Annotated in this window: 26 protein-coding genes; 13 read left to right on the forward strand and 13 right to left on the reverse strand. The window is 72.7% G+C overall.

All coding sequences use genetic code 11. The annotated features are described in order from the left end of the window. The first annotated feature begins 14 nt into the window (after positions 1 to 14). Together OHA37_RS33305 and OHA37_RS33310 are read left to right on the forward strand one after the other, a co-directional pair. A complete protein-coding gene (locus tag OHA37_RS33305; RefSeq protein ID WP_266910821.1) occupies positions 15 to 926 on the forward strand; it encodes an ABC transporter ATP-binding protein in 912 nt (303 codons plus the stop codon). Between the two features lie 26 nt (positions 927 to 952). Further along, positions 953 to 1702 (forward strand): ABC transporter permease, encoded by a 750-nt coding sequence (locus OHA37_RS33310; RefSeq protein ID WP_266910823.1) that lies wholly within the window; start codon positions 953 to 955, stop codon positions 1700 to 1702. Between the two features lie 105 nt (positions 1703 to 1807). Here OHA37_RS33310 and OHA37_RS33315 read toward each other — a convergent pair whose 3' ends face one another. The 6 genes from OHA37_RS33315 to OHA37_RS33340 form a co-directional block, all read right to left on the reverse strand. After that, positions 1808 to 2461 carry an HAD family hydrolase gene (locus tag OHA37_RS33315; RefSeq protein ID WP_443046248.1) on the reverse strand — a complete coding sequence of 218 codons (654 nt, stop codon included), beginning with the start codon at positions 2459 to 2461 and terminating at the stop codon, positions 1808 to 1810. Between the two features lie 42 nt (positions 2462 to 2503). Continuing rightward, entirely contained in the window at positions 2504 to 3064 is a 561-nt protein-coding gene (gene mug, locus OHA37_RS33320; protein ID WP_266913308.1) for a G/U mismatch-specific DNA glycosylase, read from the reverse strand. Continuing rightward, positions 3061 to 4494: an adenylosuccinate lyase gene (gene purB, locus OHA37_RS33325; RefSeq protein ID WP_266910825.1), complete on the reverse strand. Its 1434-nt coding sequence runs from the start codon at positions 4492 to 4494 to the stop codon at positions 3061 to 3063. Before purB ends, mug begins: the two co-directional genes overlap by 4 nt. Positions 4495 to 4756: 262 nt before the next feature. After that, entirely contained in the window at positions 4757 to 5548 is a 792-nt protein-coding gene (locus tag OHA37_RS33330) for an SGNH/GDSL hydrolase family protein (protein WP_266910827.1), read from the reverse strand. A gap of 73 nt (positions 5549 to 5621) precedes the next feature. Further along, positions 5622 to 6641 carry a hemolysin family protein gene (locus OHA37_RS33335; protein WP_266910829.1) on the reverse strand — a complete coding sequence of 340 codons (1020 nt, stop codon included), beginning with the start codon at positions 6639 to 6641 and terminating at the stop codon, positions 5622 to 5624. Continuing rightward, complete coding sequence (locus OHA37_RS33340) at positions 6638 to 7978, reverse strand: hemolysin family protein (RefSeq protein WP_266910831.1); 1341 nt, start codon at positions 7976 to 7978, stop codon at positions 6638 to 6640. Before OHA37_RS33340 ends, OHA37_RS33335 begins: the two co-directional genes overlap by 4 nt. Positions 7979 to 8296: 318 nt before the next feature. On the opposite strand from OHA37_RS33340, the gene OHA37_RS33345 reads away from it, so the two are divergent. Next, on the forward strand, positions 8297 to 8728 hold the full coding sequence (locus tag OHA37_RS33345; protein ID WP_266910833.1) for a GNAT family N-acetyltransferase: 432 nt from the start codon (positions 8297 to 8299) through the stop codon (positions 8726 to 8728). After that, positions 8725 to 9357, forward strand: coding sequence for a hypothetical protein (locus tag OHA37_RS33350; RefSeq protein ID WP_266910835.1), 633 nt, complete (start codon positions 8725 to 8727; stop codon positions 9355 to 9357). The genes OHA37_RS33345 and OHA37_RS33350 overlap by 4 nt, the downstream gene beginning before the upstream one ends. 29 nt (positions 9358 to 9386) lie before the next feature. On the opposite strand, the gene OHA37_RS33355 is transcribed toward OHA37_RS33350, so the two are convergent. The 4 genes from OHA37_RS33355 to bioB all read right to left on the reverse strand — a co-directional run bounded on the left by OHA37_RS33355 (position 9387) and on the right by bioB (position 13675). Next, positions 9387 to 10253, reverse strand: coding sequence for a DMT family transporter (locus OHA37_RS33355; protein ID WP_266910837.1), 867 nt, complete (start codon positions 10251 to 10253; stop codon positions 9387 to 9389). A gap of 162 nt (positions 10254 to 10415) precedes the next feature. Beyond that, positions 10416 to 11117 (reverse strand): dethiobiotin synthase, encoded by a 702-nt coding sequence (gene bioD, locus OHA37_RS33360; RefSeq protein ID WP_266910839.1) that lies wholly within the window; start codon positions 11115 to 11117, stop codon positions 10416 to 10418. Position 11118: 1 nt separating this feature from the next. Beyond that, positions 11119 to 12441: an adenosylmethionine--8-amino-7-oxononanoate transaminase gene (locus OHA37_RS33365; RefSeq protein WP_266910841.1), complete on the reverse strand. Its 1323-nt coding sequence runs from the start codon at positions 12439 to 12441 to the stop codon at positions 11119 to 11121. Further along, complete coding sequence (bioB, locus tag OHA37_RS33370) at positions 12434 to 13675, reverse strand: biotin synthase BioB (protein WP_266910843.1); 1242 nt, start codon at positions 13673 to 13675, stop codon at positions 12434 to 12436. The genes OHA37_RS33365 and bioB overlap by 8 nt, the downstream gene beginning before the upstream one ends. Before the next feature lie 157 nt (positions 13676 to 13832). Between bioB and OHA37_RS33375 the strand changes: the two genes are divergently transcribed. Further along, complete coding sequence (locus tag OHA37_RS33375; RefSeq protein ID WP_266910845.1) at positions 13833 to 15008, forward strand: 8-amino-7-oxononanoate synthase; 1176 nt, start codon at positions 13833 to 13835, stop codon at positions 15006 to 15008. Between the two features lie 82 nt (positions 15009 to 15090). Here OHA37_RS33375 and OHA37_RS33380 read toward each other — a convergent pair whose 3' ends face one another. After that, entirely contained in the window at positions 15091 to 15312 is a 222-nt protein-coding gene (locus OHA37_RS33380; protein WP_266910847.1) for a DUF397 domain-containing protein, read from the reverse strand. 12 nt (positions 15313 to 15324) lie between these two features. Beyond that, a complete protein-coding gene (locus OHA37_RS33385) occupies positions 15325 to 16212 on the reverse strand; it encodes a helix-turn-helix domain-containing protein (RefSeq protein WP_266910849.1) in 888 nt (295 codons plus the stop codon). Positions 16213 to 16409: 197 nt separating this feature from the next. On the opposite strand from OHA37_RS33385, the gene OHA37_RS33390 reads away from it, so the two are divergent. Further along, the gene (locus OHA37_RS33390) at positions 16410 to 16862 is read left to right on the forward strand and encodes an ATP-binding protein (RefSeq protein WP_266910851.1); all 453 of its coding nucleotides are present in this window, start codon (positions 16410 to 16412) and stop codon (positions 16860 to 16862) included. A 19-nt stretch (positions 16863 to 16881) separates the two neighbouring features. Here the strand turns inward: OHA37_RS33390 and OHA37_RS33395 are convergent, their stop codons facing one another. Continuing rightward, on the reverse strand, positions 16882 to 17271 hold the full coding sequence (locus OHA37_RS33395) for a VOC family protein (protein WP_266910853.1): 390 nt from the start codon (positions 17269 to 17271) through the stop codon (positions 16882 to 16884). 304 nt (positions 17272 to 17575) lie between these two features. On the opposite strand from OHA37_RS33395, the gene OHA37_RS33400 reads away from it, so the two are divergent. The 7 genes from OHA37_RS33400 (at position 17576) to OHA37_RS33430 (ending at position 24126) form a co-directional block, all read left to right on the forward strand. Beyond that, a complete protein-coding gene (locus OHA37_RS33400; protein ID WP_266910855.1) occupies positions 17576 to 17878 on the forward strand; it encodes an urease subunit gamma in 303 nt (100 codons plus the stop codon). A 14-nt stretch (positions 17879 to 17892) separates the two neighbouring features. Next, complete coding sequence (locus OHA37_RS33405; RefSeq protein WP_266910857.1) at positions 17893 to 18204, forward strand: urease subunit beta; 312 nt, start codon at positions 17893 to 17895, stop codon at positions 18202 to 18204. Continuing rightward, positions 18197 to 19918: an urease subunit alpha gene (locus OHA37_RS33410; RefSeq protein WP_266910859.1), complete on the forward strand. Its 1722-nt coding sequence runs from the start codon at positions 18197 to 18199 to the stop codon at positions 19916 to 19918. Before OHA37_RS33405 ends, OHA37_RS33410 begins: the two co-directional genes overlap by 8 nt. Positions 19919 to 19936: 18 nt before the next feature. Continuing rightward, positions 19937 to 20611 (forward strand): urease accessory protein UreF, encoded by a 675-nt coding sequence (locus tag OHA37_RS33415; protein WP_266910861.1) that lies wholly within the window; start codon positions 19937 to 19939, stop codon positions 20609 to 20611. A gap of 67 nt (positions 20612 to 20678) precedes the next feature. Continuing rightward, positions 20679 to 21383: an urease accessory protein UreG gene (gene ureG, locus OHA37_RS33420; RefSeq protein ID WP_266910863.1), complete on the forward strand. Its 705-nt coding sequence runs from the start codon at positions 20679 to 20681 to the stop codon at positions 21381 to 21383. Further along, positions 21380 to 22210, forward strand: coding sequence for an urease accessory protein UreD (locus OHA37_RS33425; RefSeq protein ID WP_443046249.1), 831 nt, complete (start codon positions 21380 to 21382; stop codon positions 22208 to 22210). Before ureG ends, OHA37_RS33425 begins: the two co-directional genes overlap by 4 nt. 221 nt (positions 22211 to 22431) lie before the next feature. Next, on the forward strand, positions 22432 to 24126 hold the full coding sequence (locus OHA37_RS33430; protein WP_266910865.1) for an alpha/beta hydrolase: 1695 nt from the start codon (positions 22432 to 22434) through the stop codon (positions 24124 to 24126). Positions 24127 to 24157: the final 31 nt, after the last annotated feature.

A 24157-nucleotide genomic window follows, 5' to 3' on the forward strand; every position in this document is an offset into this window, starting at 1 on the left:
GCGAACCTTGAGACATGAACAGCATCGAGATCCGAGAACTGACCAAGGAATTCGGCCGGACCCGGGCCGTTGACCACCTCACCTTCGATGTCATGCCCGGCCGAGTCACCGGTTTCCTCGGACCCAACGGGGCCGGGAAGTCGACCACGATGAGGCTGCTGCTGGGCCTGGACCGGATCACCTCCGGGACGGCCACCATCGGCGGCCGGCGGTTCACCGAACTCCCCGATCCCCTCCACCGGGTGGGCGCCCTGCTGGACGCGCAGTCGGCGCACGGCGGCCGCACGGCCCGGGACCACCTTCGCTTCCTCGCCGTGGCCAACCGCATCCCGATGAGCCGGGTGGAGGCGGTCCTGGAACAGTCCGGAATAGCCTCGGCGGCCAAGCGGCGGGTCAAGACCTTCTCCCTGGGCATGCGTCAGCGCCTCGGCATAGCGGCGGCGCTGCTCGGAGACCCGGAAGTGCTCCTCCTGGACGAGCCGACCAACGGCCTCGACCCCGAGGGCATCATCTGGATCCGCGAACTCATGCGCGGCCTGGCCGCCGAGGGGCGCACGGTGCTCGTCTCCAGTCACCTGATGACCGAGACCGCGGCCCTCGCCGACCACCTGATCGTGCTCGGGCGGGGCAGGCTGCTGGCCGACACCTCCATCGAGGAGTTCATCGACGCCCGCAGCACCCCGAGGGTGCGGCTGCGCACCACGGACCCCGTCCGGCTCCGGGCCACCCTGGCCCGGGACGACTTCGAACTGGTCACCGCCGAGGGCGGGCGGTGGACCGTGGACGGCATACAGGCCGAACAACTCGGCGTCATCGCAGCCCGCGAGGGCATTCCGATGCTGGAACTGATCGACGAGCGGGCCTCCCTGGAGCAGGCCTACCTCGACCTCACCGCCGACAGCGCCCAGTTCGCCGCCACCAGCTGACCCACCCCTTCCAAGGAGGCCTCCCCATGAGCACCGCTCTGCCCACCGTCCCCGTCCTGCACTCGGAATGGATCAAGATACGGTCCCTGCGCGGCACCTTCGGGGCGCTGATGGCCATCTTCGCTGCCACGGTGGGCATCCAGGTGCTGACGGCCTCGCTGATCGGCACGGCGGAGGAGGGCAGCATGGGAGAGGACCCGCTCCTCGCGGCCTTCTACGGCCTCAACTTCGGCCAGATAGCCGCCTTCGCCTTCGGCGCGACCGCTCTTTCCTCGGAGTTCCACAACAGCGCTCTGCGGACGTCGTTGACCGCGGTGCCGAACCGTGCGCGGCTCTACCTGTCGAAGATGGCCATGGTGGGAGGACTCGCCTTCCTGGTCGGCCAGCTCAGCGGGGTGGCCGCATTCGTCGGAGGGCAGGCCTTCATGGGTGAGTACGCCCTGGAACTGGGCAGCCCGGGCACCTACCGTGCGATCTTCGGCTGCGGTGTGTACCTCGCCCTGATGGCCCTGCTGGCGGCCGGACTGACCGCGGTGCTGCGCAGTGCTTCGGCGGTCCTGAGCCTGCTCATACCCTTCGTGCTGATCCTGTCGTTCGTCCTCGGCCAGGCTTCCGAGGGCGCCGCCGGGTACCTGCCGGACCGTGCCGGTCAGATGATGATGCGGCTGGACACCTCGGTGGGCCTGGCTCCCTGGGCCGGTCTCGGGGTGCTTGCCCTGTGGACGCTGGTCGCCGTGACGGGCGGATGGCTGTCGGTGCGGCGGCGGGACGCCTGACACCCGACCGGTTGGATCGATCGGCTCCGCGGGGTGGGCGAGCTCCCCGCCGAGCCGGTTCGTTCGGGCAGTCACGCGGGCCCCGCCGCCCGGCGGGGGCAGCGGTCAGTGGCCGGTGAGGAGGCCAGGGAGCCGGCGCATGTCGTCGAAGACGACGGTTCCGGGGCCTTCGAGCTGCTCGGCGGGGGTCAGCCCGCCGGCGTAACCGAAGGCCCGCATCCCGGCGGCGCGGGCCGCCTGGACGCCGGGCCGGCTGTCCTCGACCACCGCGCAGGCGGCGGGATCCACGCCCATCCGCTGTGCGGCGTACAGGAAGAGGTCCGGGGCCGGCTTGCCGCGGGGGACCTCGGTGGCGCTGTGGATGCGCCCCGCGAAACGCTCGTAGAGGCCGGTGCGGCCGAGGGTGTGCCGCATCTTCTCGTGGGAGCCGCTGGAGGCCACGCACGTCGGCAGTGTGATCGCTTCGAGTGCCTCGGGCAGTCCCTCGACGGGGGAGAGTCCGAGATCCACTGCCTCGCGGTGACGTTCCTCGAACAGCTCCCACCAGAGGTCGGCCGTCCGCGGGCCCAGTCGTTCGGTGACCTGTTCACGGATGGAGAGGGAGGAGCGCCCGATGAACCGCTCGATGACCTCGGCCTCGGTGAGGGGCCAGCCGAGCTCCGCTCCGAGGGAGACCTGCACGCGGGCGGCTATCCGCTCGCTGTCGACGAGAACCCCGTCGCAGTCGAATATCACGAGCTCAATCGGCCTGATGATCATCACCGGATGATAGACGGCCCTCCGGACCGCCGGGGCGGGGATCTAAGAGCCGGACGCGGCCGGGCCCGGGTGCTCGGCGGCCGCGCGGAGGCGGCCGTACTCCTGGGCCATGGAGGCTGCGGTCCAGCGGGCGTTGAGGCCGCTGGGGTTGGGGAGGGCCCAGATGCGGGTGGCGCCGATGGTGCGCTCCTGGGGGCCGATCTGGGCCTTTCGCTCGCCGAAGGCGGTGCGGTAGGCGGTGACGCCGACCACGGCCAGCCACTGGGGGCGCAGGAGTTCCACCTTGGCCGTCAGGATGCGGCCGCCCTCGCGGAACTCCTCGGCGCTCAGTTCGTCGGCGCGGGCCGTGGCACGGGCCACGACGTTCGTGATGCCGAGGCGGTACGTCGGCAGCTCGTCCTGCTCGTCGGGGGACAGGAGGCGCGGGGTGAAGCCCGACAGGTGCAGGACCGGCCAGAAGCGGTTGCCGGGACGGGCGAAGTGGTGGCCCGTCGCGGCGGAGAGGAGACCCGGGTTGATGCCGCAGAAGAGGACACGAAGACCGCCCGCGACCACGTCCGGGAGGACGCGGTCGCGGGCGGAGCCGAGCTCATCGGGGGTCAGAGGATCGACCCGGGGGTGTAGCCCGCGGCCTCGGGGTGCTCCTTGGTGATCTCCTCGATGCGGGAGAGCACCGCGGCGACCTGGTCGCCCGCCGCGCCGGTGAAGGACAGCTTGTCGGCCATCAGGGCGTCCAGCTGCGCCCGGTCCAGCGGCATCCGCTCGTCGGCGGCGAGCTTGTCCAGCAGCTCGTTGCGCTCGGCACCCTGCTCGCGCATGGCGAGGGCGGAGGCCACCGCGTGCTCCTTGATGACCTCGTGGGCGGACTCACGGCCCACCCCGGCCCGCACGGCGCCCATCAGGACCTTGGTGGTGGCGAGGAAGGGGAGGTAGCGGTCCAGCTCGCGGGTCACGACGGCGGGGAAGGCGCCGAACTCGTCGAGGACCGTCAGGAAGGTCTCCATCAGGCCGTCGAGGGCGAAGAACGCGTCGGGCAGCGCGACCCGGCGGACCACGGAGCAGGAGACGTCGCCCTCGTTCCACTGGTCGCCGGCCAGCTCGCCGGTCATCGAGGCGTAACCGCGCAGGATGACCATCAGGCCGTTCACGCGCTCGCAGGAGCGGGTGTTCATCTTGTGCGGCATCGCGGAGGAGCCGACCTGGCCGGGCTTGAAGCCCTCGGTCACCAGCTCGTGGCCGGCCATCAGGCGGATCGTCTTGGCGATGGAGGAGGGCGCCGCGGCCAGCTGGACCAGGGCGGTGACCACGTCGTAGTCGAGGGAGCGCGGGTAGACCTGGCCGACCGAGGTGAAGGCCTGGCCGAAGCCGAGGTGAGCCGCGATCCGCTGCTCCAGGTCGGCCAGCTTCGCGGCGTCGCCGCCCAGCAGGTCGAGCATGTCCTGAGAGGTGCCGACCGGGCCCTTGATGCCGCGCAGCGGGTAGCGGGTCAGCAGGTCGTCCAGGCGGCCGTAGGCGACCAGCAGCTCGTCGGCGGCGGTGGCGAAGCGCTTGCCCAGGGTGGTCGCCTGAGCGGCGACGTTGTGGGAGCGGCCGGCCATGACCAGCTCGGCGTGCTCGCCGGCCAGCTTGCCGAGGCGGGCGAGGACGGCGACCGTGCGGTCCCGGACCAGTTCCAGCGAGAGCCGGATCTGGAGTTGCTCGACGTTCTCGGTGAGGTCGCGGGAGGTCATGCCCTTGTGGACGTGCTCGTGGCCGGCGAGGGCGTTGAACTCCTCGATGCGGGCCTTCACGTCGTGCCGGGTGATCTTCTCGCGCTCGGCGATGGAGGCGAGGTCGACGGTCTCCAGGACGCGCTCATAGTCGGCGAGGGCCGCGTCGGGGACCTCGATGCCGAGGTCCTTCTGGGCGCGGAGCACGGCGAGCCACAGCCGCCGCTCCAGCGTCACCTTGTACTCGGGGGACCACAGGACGGCGAGCTCCGCGGAGGCGTAGCGGCCGGCCAGGACATTGGGGATGCGGGGCTTGGCAGTCACGTGGATGGATTCTACTTGGGCCGCGGCTGTGCGTTTACGCAGGTAGGGGACCCGGCCGGGATTGTGCCTTGCTACGAGAGCGTGCGGGGGGCGGGCACGGGGTGGGAGAGGGCGGGGAAGGGGTGCCCGCGAGCCCCGCGGGCTGACCGTACCCGGGTGCCCCGGCGGTGCGGCGAGGCGCGGTCCCGGGCGGCGCTGTGCCGGGCGGCGCTGTGCCGGGCGGCGCGGGCCGGGCAAGATCCGAAAGGGACGGCCCAACGGCCTAGACGAGCCGGTCTGCCGCCGGAGCCTCGTGCGGCAGCAGGTCCGGGCGCTTGGCGGGCCTGCCGTCGCCGCTGGAGCGGCCCGTCAGGCGGCGGCCCACCCAGGGGAGCAGGTGCCGGCGGGCGAAGCTGAGGTCCTGCGAGCGGCGCGCGGTCCAGCCCGGAGGGGCGGTGGCCGGCAGTTCGGCGTTCCAGTCCGCCTCGGGCGGCAGGCCCAGAGCCTGCCAGACCGCCTCCGCGACCCTGCGGTGGCCTTCGGCCGTCAGGTGCAGCCGGTCCACGTCCCACATCCGCGGATCGCCGAGCGCGGAGGACCCGTACAGGTCGACCACGAGGGCGCCGTGCCGCGCGGCGAGCTCCTCGATGATGACGAAGAGCTCCTCCATGCGCGGACGGAAACGTTCCATCACGGGGCCGTTGCGGCCCGGGGAGCGCATCAGGACCAGCGTCCCGCAGGTGGGCGCCAGCAGGCCGACGGCCTCCTCCAGGTGTCCGCGCACCCGGCCCATGTCCACCTTGGGGCGCAGGGTGTCGTTCAGCCCGCCGACCAGGGTCACCACGTCGGCGCCCATCCCGGCGGCCGCGGGCGCCTGCTCCCCGGCGATCTGCCCGATCAGCTTGCCGCGGACCGCGAGGTTCGCGTAGCGGAAGCCCGGCTCGCGGGCGGCGAGGCGGTCGGCGAGCAGATCGGCCCAGCCCCGGTAGGAGCCGTCGGGGAGCAGGTCCGACATGCCCTCGGTGAAGGAGTCGCCGACCGCGACGAAACTGGTGTACCGCGCATTCATCTCCATGGCGGGAGCGATGCTACCGCCCGGTACCCCGGCCCCGCACGCGGGACCGGGGGAGCGGCCGCACCGCGCCGCGCTAGGCCGAAGCAGGCCTGCCGAACAGCTCCCGCAGCACGTCCTCCATCGTGACCAGGCCCGTCATGACCCCGTCCGGCCCGAGCACCGCCGCCAGGTGCGTCCGGCTGCGCCGCATCGCGGTCAGCACGTCGTCCAGCGGGGTCTCCGCCCGGACCTGCGCGATCGGCCGCAGCGCGCCGACCGGGAAGGGCTCGTCCCGCTCGGCCGCGTCCAGCGCGTCCTTGACGTGCAGGTACCCCAGGATCCGGCCCTGTGCGTCGATCACCGGGAACCGGGAGTACCCCGACTCGGCCGACAGCCGCTCCAGTCCGGCCGGTGTGATGCCCTCGCGGGCCGGAACCACCCGGTCCGCCGGCAGCACCACATCGGTCACCGGCCGCCGCCCCAGCTCCAGGGCGTCGTGCAGCCGCTCGCTCGCGCGGTCGTCGATGAGTCCCGCGTTGCTGGAGTCCTTGACGATCCGGGCCAGCTCGTCGTCCGAGAAGGTCGCCGTGACCTCGTCCTTGACCTCCACCCGCAGCAGGCGCAGCAGGGCGTTGGCGAAGGCGTTGATCGCGAAGATCACCGGCTTCAGCCCACGGGTCAGGGCCACCAGCGGCGGCCCCAGCAGCAGGGCGGTCCGCACCGGCTCGGCCAGCGCCACGTTCTTCGGCAGCATCTCGCCGAAGAGCATGTGCAGGTACGTGGCCAGGGCCAGCGCCACCACGAAGGAGATCGCGTGGGTCAGCCCGGACGGCACCCCGAAGAAGTCGAACGCCGGGGTCAGCAGGTGGGCGATGGCCGGCTCGGCCACCACGCCCAGCACCAGGGTGCACAGCGTGATGCCCAGCTGGGCCGCCGCCATGAGCGCCGACACGTGCTCCAGGCCCCACAGGACGGCGCGCGCCCTGCGGTCGCCCTGCTCGGCGTACGGCTCGATCTGGCTGCGCCGCACGGAGATCATGGCGAACTCCGCACCGACGAAGAAGGCGTTGACGACCAGAGTCGCCAGGCCGATCAGCAACTGGACGGCGGTCATCGGGCCTCCTCCACACCACTACCGGGGGTCGGTCCGGCCGGCACGTGCAACAGCACCCGCGCGGCCCGCCGCCCGCTCGCGTCCACCACGTCCAGCCGCCAGCCGTCGAGCTCCAGGCTGTCGCCGACCAGGGGGATCCGCCCCAGCTCGGTCGCTATGAGGCCGGCCAGCGTCTCGTACGGGCCGTCCGGCACGCGCAGCCCGATCCGTTCGAGCTGGTCGGTGCGTGCGGAGCCGTCCGCGGAGAACAGGGCGCGCCCGGAGGCGTCCTCCCCGGCCGGGGCCAGGTCGGGGGTCTCGTGCGGGTCGTGCTCGTCGCGGACCTCGCCGACGACCTCCTCGACGATGTCCTCCAGCGTGGCCACACCGGCCGTACCGCCGTACTCGTCGATGACCACGGCCATCGTCTGCCTCCCGGACAGCCGGTCCAGCAGCCGGTCCACGGTCAGTGACTCCGGTACGAGGAGGGGTTCGCGCAGCAGCGAGGACACGGGGTGGTTGTGGCGCTCCTCGGCGGGCAGGGCCAGTACGTCCTTGATGTGGACGGTGCCGACGACGCTGTCGAGGTTGCCGCGGTAGACGGGGAAGCGCGACAGTCCGGTGGCCAGCGTCGCGTTCGCCACGTCCTCGGCGGTGGTCTGCAGCTCCAGGGCGGTGACCTGGACCCGGGGGGTCATGACGTTCTCCGCGGTCAGGTCGGCGAGGTTCAAGGTCCGCATGAACAGTTCGGCGGTGTCCTTCTCCAGGGCGCCCGCCTTCGCGGAGTGCCGGGCCAGGGCCGCCAGCTCCTGCGGGGTGCGCGCCGAGGCGAGTTCCTCGGCGGGCTCCATGCCGAACCGGCGGACCATGTGGTTCGCCGTGGTGTTCAGATGGCTGATGAGGGGCCTGAAGGCGCGGCTGAAGATCCGCTGCGCGGTGGCGACCCGCTTGGCGACGGCCAGCGGAGAGGAGATCGCCCAGTTCTTGGGGACGAGCTCGCCCACGACCATCAGGACGATGGTCGACAGCACGGTGCCGAGGATCAGGGCGGTGGAGGACGCGGCTCCGGTGGACAGGCCCATGGCCTCGAAGGGGCCCTTGAGGAGGGCGGCGATCGAGGGCTTGGAGATCATGCCGATGACCAGGCCGGTCACGGTGATGCCGAGCTGGGCGCCGGAGAGCTGGAACGTCAGGCTGCGGACGGCGGCCAGGGCGCTGTCGGCGCCGCGCTCGCCGCGCTCGACGGCCCGTTCCAGTTCGCTGCGCTCGATGGTGGTCAGCGAGAACTCGGCCGCGACGAAGACTCCGCAGGCAAGGCAGAGCAGCAGCGCCACGACGAGCAGGAGCACTTCGGTCATCGGTCCCTCACCTCCGTCCCATGATCAGCCAGGAGGAGGGGTGTCGCGCGCTGTCGCGGGCGGGAAGGAAGGGGACTGGGAGGCTCGCCCATGGACGGACGCTCACACCTTTCGTTCGTGGGAAGTGAGGAACAGCTGCCTACAGGGTAAAGGAAGGGCAAAGCAGGCGGATCATTCCTTCGGTGGGGCCGTATGTGCAAGATCTTCGCATCGAACCCGCGTCGGCGTCCGGGAGACGGGAGCGGGTGCGCGCACCGGTGCGTCTCGGTGGGCAGAAGTCGGTGGCGGGCCACCGGCCGGTCGTGCTTGGCTCCGGGCATGACCGATCTGCACATACGGGCCGCGGTGCCGGCCGACGCCGAGACCGTGCTCGCCTTCTGGAAGGAAGCGGCGGAGGGCACCTCGATCACGGACGACGCGGACGGCGTGACCCGGCTCGTCACCCGGGATCCCGAGGCGCTGATCCTCGCGGAATGCGACGGGGTCCTGGTCGGGTCCGTGATCGCCGGCTGGGACGGCTGGCGGGCGTCCCTGTACCGGCTCGCCGTACTGCCGTCCCGCCGCCGCCAGGGGATCGCCACGGCGCTCCTGGAAGCGGCCGAACGGCGCTTCGTCGCCGTCGGGGGCCGCCGCGGTGACGCGATGGTCCTCGAAGCGAACGAGCGCGCGCAGCGGGCGTGGGCCGCCGCCGGCTACCACCGCGAGGATCACTGGCGGCGCTGGGTCAAGCCGCTGGGGGAGACGGCGTGACGACACCCCGCACCGGCCCCCGCGGCGTGGTGGCCTTCCTCCTCGCCGCCTCAGTGCTCGCGCTGACCGGCTGCGGTACGAGGAGCGCCGCCGCCGGGGATCCGCAGGAGCCGCCGGCGCCGTCCGTGGCCCCCTCCGTGGACTACGCCGCCCGGGCCGCCGCCGCGGCCGCCCGCCACGACGCGCTGTTCCCCGAGATCGCGGCGCGGTGCGCCGACGTGGGGACGGGCGGCGCGAGCCCCGATGCCACGGTGCGCGAGCTGCCCGCGGATCCCGAGGCACGGAAGTACGCGGAGAACCACGCCTTCAAACAGCAGGTGGAGCTCACCCCCGGGGCCCGGTGCCGGGGCGATGCGCACGCCGCACGGATCAGGGCGGCGGTCACGGGCGGCAGCGGCGGGAAGGGCGCCCCGCACACGGCGGAGGAGCTCCGCGCGGTCCTGACCGGGCTGGGGTACGGCTTCGACGCCGGGGGTGTGTACGGATCCGGGGCGGTGAACGTCTCCTTCGTCCTGTCGGTCCCCGAGAGCGGCCCCTGCGTGACGGGCCGGCTGGGCCCGCCGGTGGTCGTCCAGGCCCACGGGGCGTACGTGGAGGGCGGCTGCCTGGAGCCCCGCGGAGGCCACTGACGACCGGCCGTACGGCCGGGGCCGCGGTCTCACGTCGTGCCGGCTTCGGCCCCGGCGCTGTGTCTGGCCAGGGCGAGGACCCCGGCGCAGATCAGGGACAGGCCCAGCACCTGTGGCAGCAGCCACCAGTGGGTCCGCAGGTGTTCCTCGTACAGCAGTACTCCCAGCGCGACGCTGACGCCCGCGTCGCCGAGCGTCAGCGCGGGCTGCGAGGCGACCAGCGGGCCGCCCTGCATGGCGTGTTCGAGGAGCAGGAGCGCGCAGATGCCGGTCGCGGCGAAGCCGTAGGTCTCCCAGGTGCGCAGGAAGGCGCCGATGCCGCCCTCGTCGAGTACGTGCATGGCCGATTTCATCAGTGCGGCGGTCAGCGCGTAGCAGACGGCGGTGGCCGCGCCGAGGCATCCGGCCCGTATCCGGCCGGGCGGCCGCCGCAGGCCGGCCACGGAGAGCGCCGCCACCGCCACGGCGCACGCCGCCAGGGCCACGGCCCACCGGCCGACCGGAACATCCGTACGGTTCCCCGTCGGTGAGGCGGCCACCAGCACGATCCCGAGGCCGGCCACCACCGCTCCCACGGCGAGCCACAACGGCCCCGGCATCCGGGTCCGCGTCACCAGCGAGGCGATCAGGAGCGCGAGCGGCAGCTCCAGGACGAACAGGGGCTGTACGAGGGCCAGCGCGCCCGTGGCCAGCGCCACGGCCTGCCCGGCGCCGGCCGCGATCACGGCCAGGATCCCGCCGATCCAGAGCGGTTGCCGCAGCAGGTCGAGCACCAGCCCGAAGCGGAACCCGTCGCTCTGCGGCACGATGAGCGCCGCCCGCCGCTGGAGCACGGTCGCGAGCGCGTTGCTGAGCGCCGCGAACAGCGCGAAGAGGACCGGCACGAGGAAGCCCACCCCCCGATACTCGGCCGCCCCGCCGCGACTCCCCACCCCGACACCGCCGGGTGGCCGCGCGGCACCGCCCGTTCCCCCGTCCGGCCTTACGGACCGGGGCGAGGAGGCGCCGTACGGAGCCTTGCCGCCCCGGTCCGCCCGCGCGGGCGGGCGGGCGGGGGGTCAGACGGCGGGCGCCGACCAGGTGCCGTGGAGGGGGGCGCCGAGCCAACCGGGCGCCGAGGTACGGAAGGCTGCCGGGGCGAGGGCGCCCGCACCGGCGGGGACCGCGCCCAGGAGGGGGAGCGCCGAGACCGAGGGCAGGTCGGCCAGGTTGCAGCGGGACGCCAGGTCCGGTTCGGCCGGCCAGCTGCCGATCACCACGCCCGGGGAGGTCAGGCCGCGGGCCCGGAGGGCTTCGGCCGTCAGGGCGGTGGAGTTGAGGGTGCCGAGCCCCGCCGGAGCCACGATCAGCACCGGAGCGCCGAGCAGCCGGGCCGCGTCCGCCAGGGTGTGGCCGGCTTCGTCGAAGCGGACCAGGAGGCCGCCCGCGCCCTCGACCAGGACCAGGTCGTGGGAGAGGGCGAGCGCGCGGGCCGCCTCCGCGATCCGCTCCGGGGAGAGCGTCGGGAGACCCGCGCGCCGGGCCGCCGTGTCCGGGGCCAGCGGCTCCGGGTAGCGGGCCAGCTCCACCGTGGTGACGGCGGAGCCGGCCAGCCGGCCGACCTCCGCCGCGTCTCCGGGCTCGTCCGGGCCGACGCCCGTCTGGGCCGGCTTCAGTACGGCCACGGAGAGGCCCGCCGCGAGCGCCGCCGCCGCGACGGCCGAGGTGACGACCGTCTTGCCGATCTCGGTTCCCGTCCCCGAGACCATCAGCACCGCCATGTCAGGCCTCCTTCGCGGCCGCGACCACGGCCCGGCAGATGCGGGCCACGTCCGCGTCGCCCGTCACGAACGGCGGCATCGTGTAGATCAGGTCCCGGAACGGGCGCAGCCAAACGCCCTCCCGGACCGCCGCCGCCGTGGCGCGGGCCATGTCGACCGGGTGGTCGAGCTGGATGACGCCGATCGCGCCCAGGACCCGTACCTCCCGGACGCCCGGCAGGTCCGCGGCCGGGGCCAGGCCCTCCAGCAGGGCCGCCTCGATGCGCTTGACCTCGCCCTGCCAGTCCTGGCCGAGCAGCAGGTCGATGGAGGCCAGGGCCACCGAGGTGGCCAGCGGGTTGCCCATGAAGGTTGGCCCGTGGGCCAGGACCGGGACCGCGCCGCGTGAGATCCCGTCCGCGACCCGCTCGGTGCAGAGCGTCGCGGCCAGGGTGAGGTAACCGCCGGTCAGCGCCTTGCCCAGGCACATCACGTCCGGGGTGATCCCGGCGTGGTCCGCCGCGAACAGCGCGCCCGTGCGGCCGAAGCCCGTGGCGATCTCGTCCAGGATCAGCAGCACATCGAACTCGTCGCACAGCTCCCGCAGCACCCGCAGGTAGCCCGGGTTGTGGAACTGCATGCCGCCCGCGCCCTGGACCACCGGCTCCACGATCACGGCCGCCAGTTCGTCCCGGTGCGCGGAGAACAGGGAGCGCAGGTGGGCGGCGTAGGACTCCTCCACGGGAGCCGAGAAGCCGCTCGGCGGCGCGTCCGCGAAGAGCTGGCGCGGGAGGATGCCCGACCACAGCTCGTGCATGCCGCCCTCGGGGTCGCAGACGGCCATCGGCTGCCAGGTGTCCCCGTGGTAGCCGCCGCGCCAGGTGAGGAGGCGGCTCTTCTCGGGGCGCCCGACCGAACGCCAGTACTGGAGGCACATCTTCACCGCGACCTCGACCGAGACCGAGCCCGAGTCGGCGAGGAAGACGTGCTCCAGGCCCGCCGGGGTGAGTTCGACGAGCTTGGCGGCCAGCCGGACGGCGGGCTCGTGGGTGAGCCCGCCGAACATCACGTGTGACATCCGGCCGAGCTGGCCGGTGACGGCCTCGTTCAGCGCCGGGTGGTTGTACCCGTGGATCGCCGACCACCAGGAGGACATGCCGTCGACCAGCTCGTCGTGTCCCTGCGACGGCTCGGCCAGCCGCAGGCGGACCCCCGAGGCGGAGGCGACGACGAGCGGCTCCTGGCGCCCGGGCATCGGGCCGTACGGGTGCCAGACGTGCTGCCGGTCCAGCGCGAGCAGTTCGCGGGCCGGCAGCGCGTCGGGCGCGTGGTGCTGATCAGGCATTGGGAGCGAGATCCGTTCCCGCACCGCGACGGCGGACCGCCACCAGGCCGGACCGGACCTCGCCCGCTTCCGCCTGGACCGGTACGGGGGCCTCGTGCCCGGCGTGCCCCGAGCAGCCGCCGCACGCCGAACCGCAGCCGGCCTCGTCCGCCGTGGCGGAGGAGCCGCAGACGGAGGCGCCGGAGCCGGAGTTCTTCGAGCCGCAGCCGCCGGTGGGTGCCGTGACCTCGGAGCGGTGCGCGGGCAGGGTCGTCGTACCGGCGCCCTCCACCTCGAAACCGGCGTCCGCGATCATGTCGAGGTCGGCCTGCCCGGCCTGCCCCTCGCTGGTCAGGTAGTCGCCCAGGAAGATCGAGTTCGCCACGTGCAGCGCGAGGGGCTGCATGGTGCGCAGGTGCACCTCGCGGCCGCCCGCGATCCGGACCTCGACGTCGGGGCAGACGAAGCGGACCATCGCGAGGATGCGCAGGGCGCGCTGCGGGGTGAGGTTCCACTCCTTGGCCAGCGGGGTTCCCTCGAAGGGGATCAGGAAGTTGACCGGCACCGAGTCGCTGTCGAGCTCGCGCAGCGCGTAGACGACGTCGACGAGGTCCTCGTCGCTCTCGCCCATGCCCGCGATCAGGCCCGAGCAGGCCGACAGGCCGGCGGCGTGCGCCTTCTGCACCGTGTCGACCCGGTCCGCGTAGGTGTGGGTCTTGGTGATCTGGCCGTACGTGGCCTCGGAGGTGTTGAGGTTGTGGTTGTAGGCATCCGCACCCGCGTCCTTCAGGCGCTCGGCCTGGCCGTCCGACAGCAGGCCGAGGCAGGCGCACACCTCGACGCCCTCGTTCTGCTCCTTGATGGCCTCGATCGTCTTGCCGACGCGGTCCACGTCACGGTCCGTCGGACCGCGCCCGCTCGCCACCAGGCACACCCGCTTCGCCCCGCCGGCGACGCCCGCGGCCGCGGCCTGGGAGGCCTCATCGGGCTTCAGCCACGTGTACTTGAGGATCTCGGCCTTCGATCCCAGCCGCTGGGAACAGTACGAGCAGTCCTCGGGGCAGAGCCCCGACTTCAGGTTGACCAGGTAGTTCAGCTTGACCCGGCGGCCGAACCACTGCCGGCGCACCTTGCCGGCCGCGGCCACCACGTCGAGCAGTTCGTCGTCAGAGGTCGCCAGCACGGCGAGTGCCTCTTCGCGGGTCGGCAGCTCACGCCGCAGCCCCTTGTCCACGAGGGTGTTCAGCAGGTCCATGCTGTCGATCCTGTCCCACCCGGGTACTCCCGGCCAAGGAGAGATCGAACAACATGGCCGGAAGAAGGTGTGTGTATCGCCACACCTGACGCAGGGGTCACGGGCGGTTAGGGTCGGGCAGGTCTGTGGACTGCCGACAAAAACCCGAGGACCGTCGATGCCGCACCAGCACACCCCCGCCCCCGTGGACGTCTTCTCCTGGATCGACGACGCGGAGCGTGCCAGGGAGCAGGCCGGACTGGTCCGGACGCTGCGTCCGCGTCCGGCCTCCTCCCCGCTCCTCGATCTCGCGAGCAACGACTACCTCGGGCTGTCCCGGCACCCGGAGACCGTACGGGGCGCGCGCGAGGCCGCCGAGCGCTGGGGCGCGGGAGCCACCGGATCGCGCCTGGTCACCGGCACCACCGAACTGCACGCCGAGCTGGAGCGGGAGCTGGCCGCCTTCTGCGGGTTCGAGGCGGCGCTGGTCCTGTCCTCCGGATACGCGGCGAACCTGGCCGCCGTCACCGCGCTCAGCGACCGGGGCACCCTGGTGGTCTCCGACGCCGGCAACCACGCCTCGATCGTGGACGGCTGCCGGCTGTCGCGCGCCGAGACCGCCGTGGTCCCGCACTCCGACCCGGACGCGGCCCGCAAGACGCTCGCCGCCCACCGGGGGCGGGCGCTGCTGGTCACCGACTCGGTGTTCTCGGTCGACGGGGACGCCGCGCCGCTCGCGGCCCACGCCGAGGCCTGCCGGGCCGAGGGCGCGGCCCTGCTCGTGGACGACGCGCACGGTCTCGGGGTGCTGGGCGAGGGCGGCCGCGGGGCGCTGTACGCCGCCGGACTCGCGGGGGCTCCCGGGGTCGTCGCGACGCTGACCCTCTCGAAGTCCCTGGGCAGCCAGGGCGGGGCGGTGCTCGGCCCGGCCAAGGTGATCCGGCACCTGGTCAACACGGCCCGGACCTTCATCTTCGACACCGGGCTGGCCCCTGCCGCGACGGGCGCCGCACTGGCCGCCCTGCGCCTGCTGGAGCGGGAACCGGAGCGTGCGGACCGTGCCCGCGCGGTGGCCGCCGAACTGTACGGGCGGCTCACCGCGTCCGGCCTGACCGCGGCCCGGCCGGACGCGGCCGTGGTGTCGGTGCGGGCCCCGTCGGCTTCGGCGGCACTGCGCTGGGCCGCCGACTGCCGCGAGGCAGGTCTGTCCGTGGGGTGCTTCCGGCCGCCGTCGGTGCCGGACGGCATCTCCCGGCTGCGACTGACCGCGCGGGCGGATCTCACGGGGGTGGAGATCGGCCGTGCGGTGGAGACGATCCTGGGGACCGCTCCGGCCGGAGCCACGGACCTCTAGGCGGAGCCGTTACGGGCGCTCCCGCCTTGCCATGCCTTGCCTTGCGATGCCACGCCTTGGCTGAGCCTGGCCTGAGCCGTGCCTACGTCTCCAGATCCGCACGAACGGAGACGAGGAAGCCGGTCCAGGCCGGCCCGGTGAAGAGCACGGCCGGGCCGTCCGTCCGCTTGGAGTCGCGGACGGCGAGCAGGCCGCCGCCGAGGGCGGCCGTTTCCACGCAGTTGTTCATTCCGGTGCTGCGGCTGCTTCGCCGCCACCGTGCGCTGTTCAGAAGTCCGCCTGTGGATAAGGGGGTTGCGGACACGGAGGTGCCTCCTTACGCGTCGTCAGCGAGGGCGCTGATGAGATCCGACGAATCGCGGGGCGGGAGGGCGTGCGCCTGGATGGTGCGGAACGCGGCGCTGTACGCCTCAAGGTCTTCCTTCCGCTCCAGATAGAGGCTACTCGTCAAATGGTCGAGTACCACCACATCCAGATCGGCGATGTTCGGAAATGAGAAGATGACGAACGGTCCGGTGAGGCCGAGATGTCCCCCCACGCTGAACGGCAGTACCTGAAGCCGCACTTGGGGCAAACGCGCCACCTCCACCAGGTGCCTCAGCTGTTCCTCCATCACCCCCGCCCCGCCGATCGTGCGCCGCAGCACCGCCTCGTCGAGCACCGCGCTCAGCTCCAGCGGCGGATCGGCCCGCAGTACGGACTGACGTGCCAGCCGTACGTCGACCAGCGCGTCCACCTTGGGCTCCGGCAGCCCGCCCAGGGCGGCCCGGGTCACGGCGCGCGCGTACTCCGGGGTCTGGAGCAGTCCCGGCACCACGGACAGCTCGACGGTGCGGGCCGACCGGGCCCCCGCCTCCAGGCTGATGAAGTCCCGGTACTCCTGTGGCAGCAGTCCCCGGTAGTCGTGCCACCACTGGCGGCCGCGCCCGGTGTCGTCGTCCGGGGCGGGGCCCGCCGCCGAGGCCGAGAGGGCCTCCAGCAGGGCGCGCTGCTGCACGCTCACGACGTCTTCCCCGTAGACGTCGAGCAGCAGCCGGATGTCCTCGACCTTGACGCCGCTGCGCCCCGTCTCGATACGACTGATCTTCGACTGGTGCCATCCCGCCAGCCGGGCCGCCTCACCACTGGTGAGTCCGGTCCGGTCGCGAAGGGCACGCAGTTCCTCGCCGAGCTTGCGTCGGCGCACCGCGGGACCATGCTGCACACCCGCCTCCTTCCACCGGCACAGCTCGCACCAGTCTGCCGTCCAAATACGCTCTTCCGTAGCAGAGTTCACCGCATTGAGCGACAGATATATGCATATCTTGAGGGATCTGCGGAAACGGCGGGACGATGGGTGGCACTCTGGCGTCCAGCACAGATCCGGGGCGGCTTCGCCCCGGTGGGAAAGGGACCGTCGCCATGGCAGATCATCAGGAAGCATCCGTTACTCTGCCGAGCGATCCCGCCTCGGTCGCGGCCGCCCGCCGCTACGTGGCGGAGGTGCTGGGCGAGTGGGGACTGTCCGAGGGGACCGAGGCCGCCGACAGCATCCGGCTGATCGTCTCGGAACTGGCCACCAACTCCGTGCAGCACACCTTCGGCAAGTCGCCGACCTTCACCGTGGACATCCGCCTGGAGCGCGAGGAGTGGCTCCGCATCGGCGTCACCGACAGCCACCCGCGCTGGCCCAAGCGGCTCCCGGCCGCCGTCCAGCAGGACAACGGCCGGGGGATGGTCATCATCCGCTGGCTCGCCGCGGAAGCGGGCGGCCGGCTCTCGGTCAGCCCGACCGAGGACGGCGGCAAGACCGTGTGGATCGCCCTGCCCTGGGTGGCCGCCGGAGCGCCGGTGCGGACCGCCACCGGCTGCTGACCGGCGGGGCGTCACGACGTCAGGACCCGGCGCGCTCCGCGGCGCTGCGCTCTATGCAGAGTTCGTTGCCCTCCGGGTCGGCGAGCACGGCCCAACCGGTCCCGTCCGGCCGGCGCTGGTCGGACACCAGCTTCGCGCCGAGCCCGAGCAGCCGCTCCACGTTCTCGTCGCGGGTGCCGGTGGTCGGCTGGATGTCCAAGTGGACCCGGTTCTTCCCGGACTTGCCCTCCGGCACCTGGATGAACAGCAGTCCGGTCACCCCCGGCTGCCCTGGCACCAGCGAGATCTCGGGGTCGTCCGCCAGGTCGTCCGGGTGAATGGGCCAGCCGGTGACCTCGGACCAGAACTGCGCCAGCGCGTACGGCTCCTGCGCGTCGAAGGTGATGTGGTGGACGGGGTTCGCGAACATGCTGCTCCTCGTGGACGGCTCCGTATACGGAACCGGGCTGTGCGACGCCCGGAGTTGAACCGGGTACCTGCACGAAACGTGGGTTAACTCAGCGGAAAAGCGCGGCACCTAGCGTAACGGCCACGTTCCTTCCGCCAATGGTCACCCATGGGCCGGCAAAGCGGCGGTGGGCGGGACGGAAAGTCTTTCCTTGTGTTGGGCAAGACACGCTTGGCTCGGATATGCGCAGGTCAACAAAGTGTTGACGGCCCATAAGGTCGGCTCGGCGCGATGTTGATCATGTCCCGGAAGCTTGGTGATTGCTGTGCAGCTGACCCCCCACGAGCAGGAGAGACTGCTCATCCACGTCGCCGCCGACGTGGCCGAGAGACGCAAGGCGCGGGGCGTACTCCTCAACCATCCCGAGGCGATCGCCCTGATCACGGCACACCTCCTCGAAGGGGCCCGCGACGGCCGGACGGTGGCCGAGCTGATGGCCTCCGGGCGGACCGTGCTCTCCCGCGAGGAGGTCATGGAGGGGATACCCGAGATGATCCACGACGTCCAGGTCGAGGCGACCTTCCCGGACGGCACCAAGCTCGTCACCGTCCACGACCCCATCGTCTGAGAGCGAGTGCCCGCATGATCCCCGGCGAAATCGCCTACGGGGACGGCCCGGTGCGCCTCAACGAAGGCCGGCCCGTCACCCGACTCACCGTGCTCAACGCCGCCGACCGGCCCGTCCAGGTCGGCTCGCACTACCACTTCGCCGAGGCCAACCCCGGCCTCGACTTCGACCGCCGCGCGGCCCACGGCCTGCGGCTCGACATCGCCGCCGGCACCGCGGTCCGCTTCGAGCCGGGCATCCCGGTTGCCGTGGCCCTCGTACCGCTGGCCGGGCTGCGCACCGTGCCGGGACTGCGCGGGGAGACCGGAGGGCCGCTCGATGGCTGAGATATCGCGCCAGGTCTACGCCGACCTCTTCGGGCCCACCACGGGCGACCGCATCCGCCTCGCCGACACCGACCTCTTCGTCGAGATCGAGCAGGACCTCGGCGGCGGGCCCGGCCTGGCCGGCGACGAGGCCGTCTTCGGCGGCGGCAAGGTCATCCGCGAATCCATGGGCCAGGCCCGCACCACCCGCGCCGAGGGCGCCGCCGACACCGTCATCACCGGAGTGGTGATCCTCGACCACTGGGGCATCGTCAAGGCCGACGTCGGCATCCGCGACGGCCGGATCTGCGGCATCGGCAAGGCCGGCAACCCCGACACCATGGACGGCGTCGACCGCGCCCTGGTGATCGGCCCCGAGACCGAGATCATCGCGGGCAACGGGAAGATCCTCACCGCGGGCGCCGTCGACGCCCACGTCCACTTCATCTCCCCGACCGTGATCGACGAGGCCCTCGCCTCCGGCATCACCACCCTCGTCGGCGGCGGCACCGGACCCGCCGAGGGCACCAAGGCCACCACCGTCACCCCCGGACCCTGGCACCTGGCCCGGATGTTCGCCGCGCTGGAGTCCCACCCCGTCAACATCGGCCTGCTCGGCAAGGGCAACACCATGTCCCGCGAGGGCATGTACTCCCAACTGCGCGGCGGAGCACTCGGCTTCAAGCTCCACGAGGACTGGGGATCCACCCCGGCCGTCATCGACGCCTGCCTCACCGTCTGCGAGGAGACCGGTGCCCAGGCCGCCATCCACACCGACACCCTCAACGAGGCCGGGTTCGTCGCCGACACCCTCGCCGCCATCGGCGGGCGGACCATCCACTCGTACCACACCGAAGGCGCGGGCGGCGGGCACGCACCCGACATCATCACCGTGGTCTCCGAGCCCAACATCCTGCCCAGCTCCACCAACCCGACCCGGCCGCACACCGTCAACACCGTCGAGGAACACCTCGACATGCTGATGGTCTGCCACCACCTCAACCCCGCCGTCCCCGAAGACCTGGCCTTCGCCGAGTCCCGGATCCGGCCCTCCACCATCGCCGCCGAGGACGTCCTGCACGACCTCGGAGCCATCTCGATCATCTCCTCCGACGCCCAGGCCATGGGCCGCGTCGGCGAGGTGATCCTGCGCACCTGGCAGACGGCCCACGTCATGAAGAAGCGGCGCGGCCCCCTGCCCGGCGACGGGCCCGCCGACAACCACCGGGCCAGGCGCTACATCGCCAAGTACACGATCAACCCGGCCGTCGCCCAGGGCCTGGCCCGCGAGATCGGCTCCGTCGAGACCGGCAAGCTCGCCGACCTGGTGCTGTGGAAGCCCGCCTTCTTCGGGGTCAAACCCGAACTGGTCATCAAGGGAGGCCAGATCGCCTACGCGCAGATGGGCGATGCCAACGCCTCCATCCCCACCCCGCAGCCGGTCCTGCCGCGCCCGATGTTCGGGGCGTACGGGCGGGCCCCCGGGCTCAACTCGGTCAACTTCACTTCCCAGGCGGCCCTCGACGACGGACTGCCCGAACGGCTCGGGCTCGGCAAGGAGTTCGTCGCCATCGAGAGCACCCGCAAGGTCACCAAGGCGGACATGCGCAACAACGACGCCATGCCGAGGGTGGAAGTCGACGCCGACACCTTCACCGTCACCATCGACGGCGAGGTGGTGGAACCGGCCCCGGCGGCCGAACTCCCCATGGCCCAGCGCTATTTCCTCTTCTGACGGGAGGGGCCTGTTCCGATGAGCCTCGCCACCCTCCTCGTCCTCGCCGACGGCCGCTTCCCCGCCGGAGGCCACGCCCACTCCGGCGGGGCCGAGGCCGCCTGCAAGGCGGGCCGCATCCACGACGCCGCCACCCTGGCGGAGTTCTGCCGGGGCCGGCTGCACACCGCCGGGCTCGTCGCGGCGGGCCTCGCCGCGGCGGCCGCCCTCGGGATCGACCCGGCGGCCCTCGACGAAGCCGCCGACGCCCGGACCCCGTCACCCGCGCTGCGCGCCTCCGCGCGACGGCTCGGGCGCCAGCTGATGCGGGCCGCCCGCGCCACCTGGCCCGGCGCCGAACTGGACGCGATGGCCGCCGCGTTCCCGCGCGGGGCGCACCAGCCCGTGGTGCTCGGCGTCACCGCCCGCTCGGCGGGGCTCCGACCACTGGACGCCGCGCACGTGGCGGCGTACGAGAGCGTGGGCGGGCCGGCCACCGCCACCGTACGGCTGCTCGGCCTGGACCCCTTCGAGGCGAGCCGGGTCCTGGCAGGGCTCGCCCCCGAGCTGGACTCCGTGTCCCGGCAGGCGGTGCGGGCCGCGCTGCGGGCCCGCACCGACGGTACGCACACCCTGCCCGCGGCCTCCTCACCGCTGCTGGACATCGCGGCGCAGGCCCATGCCGACTGGCCGGTACGTCTGTTCGCCTCCTGACCCGCCCCCCACCCCGCAGCCCGCGCGGCGGACCCCGCCCCCCTGCTTCAGCTCAAGGAGACCCCCCATGCACCTCGACCACTCCCTCGGCGGCGTGACCTTCCCGCACCGCCACACCCACAGCGCCGAGCCGCTGCGGGCGGACGGGACCCGCCGCGCCCTGCGCATCGGCCTCGGCGGGCCCGTCGGCTCCGGGAAGACCGCCACCGTCGCCGCGCTCTGCAGGGCCCTGCGCACGGAGCTGTCCATGGCCGTGGTCACCAACGACATCTACACCCGCGAGGACGCCGAGTTCCTGCTCCGCGAAGCCGTCCTGCCGCCCGAGCGGATCAGCGCCGTGGAGACCGGCGCCTGCCCGCACACCGCCATCCGCGACGACATCTCCGCCAACCTGGAAGCCGTGGAGGAGCTGGAGGAGGCCTTCCACGGGAACGGACGGCTCGACCTGATCCTCGTCGAGTCCGGCGGCGACAACCTCACCGCCACCTTCTCCCGGGGCCTCGTCGACGCCCAGATCTTCGTCATCGACGTGGCCGGCGGCGACGACATCCCGCGCAAGGGCGGCCCCGGCGTCACCACCGCGGACCTGCTCGTCGTCAACAAGACCGACCTCGCCCCCCACGTCGGCTCGGACCTGGACCGGATGGCCCGCGACGCCGCCGCCCAGCGCGGCGAACTCCCTGTCGCCTTCCAGTCCTTGCGCGGCGAGGAGGGCGTGGCCCCGGTGGCCGCCTGGGTGCGCGAGCGGATCGCCGCCTGGACCGCCCGGTGAGCCCCACGGTCATCCCCGCGGCCGTCCCCACGGCGCCGGGCGCGCCCCCCGCCGGCCCCCCGGCCCCCGCTCCGGCCGGCCTGCGCGCCACCGCCCGGATCGGCGCCACCACCGACGGGCGGGGCGGCACCGCCCTGCCCCTGCTGGCCGGGGAGGGGCCGCTCGCCCTGCGCCGCACCCGGGGCGGGCCCGGTGAGGCGGGCGTCATGCTGGTCGGCGCCATGAGCGCCCCCCTCGGCGGTGACCACCTCACGGTCGAGGCCGCCGCGGGACCGGGCGCCCGGCTGGTGTTCCGCTCGGCGGCGGCCACCCTGGCACTGCCCGGCCGGCACGGAGAACCCGCGCGGTACGACGTACGGCTCCGGCTCGGGGACGGGGCGGCGGTGCGCTGGCTCCCGGAGCCCCTCGTCTCGGTGCGCGGCAGCGACCTGCGGGTCCGTACCCGCGCCGAACTCGCCCCCACCGCCCGGCTCCTGCTGCGCGAGGAGCAGGTGCTCGGCCGCACCGGAGAGGCTCCCGGCCTGCTGCGCGCCCGGCTCGCCGTGACCCGGGACGGGCGCCCGCTGCTGGACCAGGAGCTCGCCTGCGGACCGGGCGCACCCGGCGGCTGGGACGGCCCGGCGGGACTCGCGGGCCACCGGGCACTGGGGCAGCTGCTGGTGGTGGACCCGGAGTTCGCGAAGGCCCCGCCGCAGGCAGGGATGCTGGGGGAGTTCGCCGCGCTCACCCCGCTGGCGGGTCCGGCCGTCCTGGTCACGGCCCTGGCCCCGGACGCACTGCGGCTGCGCGAACTGCTCGACTCCGCCTGCGCCGCCTACGGTTGGTGAACCCCGGGACCGCCACGGCCGGCGGCCCACCGAACCCCGGACGAACCAGACACCGCTCAGCGGTACACCCATTTCCGGATATCGGGTTGGCAAAGAACCGCCCCGTGCTCTGTTGCCCGCTCCTGGTCAGGCGGAAGTATCCCCACCACGTGCCGACGCACATCCACACCGGCACGAACCACGCCGCCCACGGCGGCAGATGACGCAGGGGGAACAACCACGTGATACGCAACGCGGTGCTGGGGAGCGCCGCCACTCTGGTCACCGGCACGCTGGCGGCGAGCCTGTTGCTCGCCCCGTCGGCGTCGGCCTCCTCGGCCTCGTCGGGCTTCTCCGGCCCTTCCGGCCGTGACAACCCGATCGCCGAGGCGTTCGGCACCCAGATCGCCGCCGCCCGCGCGGCCCGCACCGGGATCGACTGGAAGGACTGTCCGCCCGACTGGGGCTTCGCGGCGCCCATCCAGTGCGGCTACGTGAAGGTCCCGCTCGACTACAGCAAGCCCTTCGGCAAGACGATCGACATCGCGGTCGACCGCGCCGTCAGCACCGGCACCAAGGAAGAGCGCCAGGGCGCGCTCCTCTACAACCCGGGCGGCCCGGGCGCCTCCGGCATGCGCTTCCCCCGCCGGATCACCACCAAGAGCCCGCTGTGGGTCAACACCGCGAAGGCGTACGACTTCGTGGGCTTCGACCCGCGCGGCGTCGGCCACTCCGCGCCGATCTCCTGCATTGACCCGCAGGAGTACGTCAAGGCCCCCAAGGCCGACCCGGTGCCGGACAGCAAGGCCGACAAGAACGCCCAGCGCAAGCTCGCCGAGGAGTACGCGGACGGCTGCAAGGAGCGCAGCGGCGAGATGCTGCCGTTCATGACCACGCCGAACATCGCGCGTGACCTGGACGTCATCCGTGCCGCCCTCGGCGAGAAGAAGCTGAACTTCATCGGCGTCTCCTACGGCACCTACATCGGCGGGGTCTACGCGACCCTGTTCCCGACGCACGTGCGCCGCATGATCGTCGACAGCGTGGTGGACCCCTCCCGCGACAACATCTGGTACGAGGCCAACCTCGGCCAGGACGTCGCCTTCCAGATGCGCTGGAACGACTGGGAGGACTGGGTCGCCAAGAACGACGCCTCCTTCCACCTCGGCACCACCCGCGCCGAGGTCGAGGCCAAGTGGCTGAAGCTGCGCGCGAAGGCCAAGGCCAACCCGCTCGGCGGGATCGTCGGCCCGGCCGAGCTCATCGGCTTCTTCCAGAGCGCCCCGTACTACGACTCCTCCTGGGTGCCCGTCGCCCAGACCTGGGCCGCGTACGAGGCCGGCGACGAGCAGGCGCTGATCGACGCCATCGCCCCCGACATGAGCGACATCCAGGGCAACGCCTCGGCGGAGAACGGCAACGCCGTCTACACCGCGGTCGAGTGCGCCGACGCCAAGTGGCCCACCAGCTGGTCCAAGTGGGACCGGGACAACACCAAGCTGCACGCCCAGTACCCCTTCATGACCTGGGCCAACGCGTGGATGAACCTGCCCTGCGCCACCTGGAAGTCCAAGCAGCACCACGCGATCGAGGTCGGTGTCGGCGCCCACCGCGGCCTGCCGCCGGTACTGATCGTGCAGTCCGAGCGTGACGCCGCCACGCCGTACAAGGGCGGGGTCTCGCTGAACAAGCGGCTCGCCGGCTCGCGTCTGATCACCGAGCAGAACGCCGGCTCGCACGGTGTCACCAACCTGGTGAACCCCTGCATCAACACCCGGGTGGACACCTACCTGCTCACCGGCCAGGTGGACGCCCAGAACGTGACGTGCGGTCCGCACGCCACCCCGGTGGCCCCGGCGCCCGTCGCCGCCAAGCTGCTCGCGCCGGCCCCGGCCGCCGACCAGCGGGCGATCGACGAGCTCCCCGCCATCCGCTAGCCGGACCGGGCGGGCACCGTTCCGCTCCGCA

This window comes from Streptomyces sp. NBC_00335, assembly GCF_036127095.1.
Classification (GTDB): Bacteria; Actinomycetota; Actinomycetes; order Streptomycetales; family Streptomycetaceae; genus Streptomyces.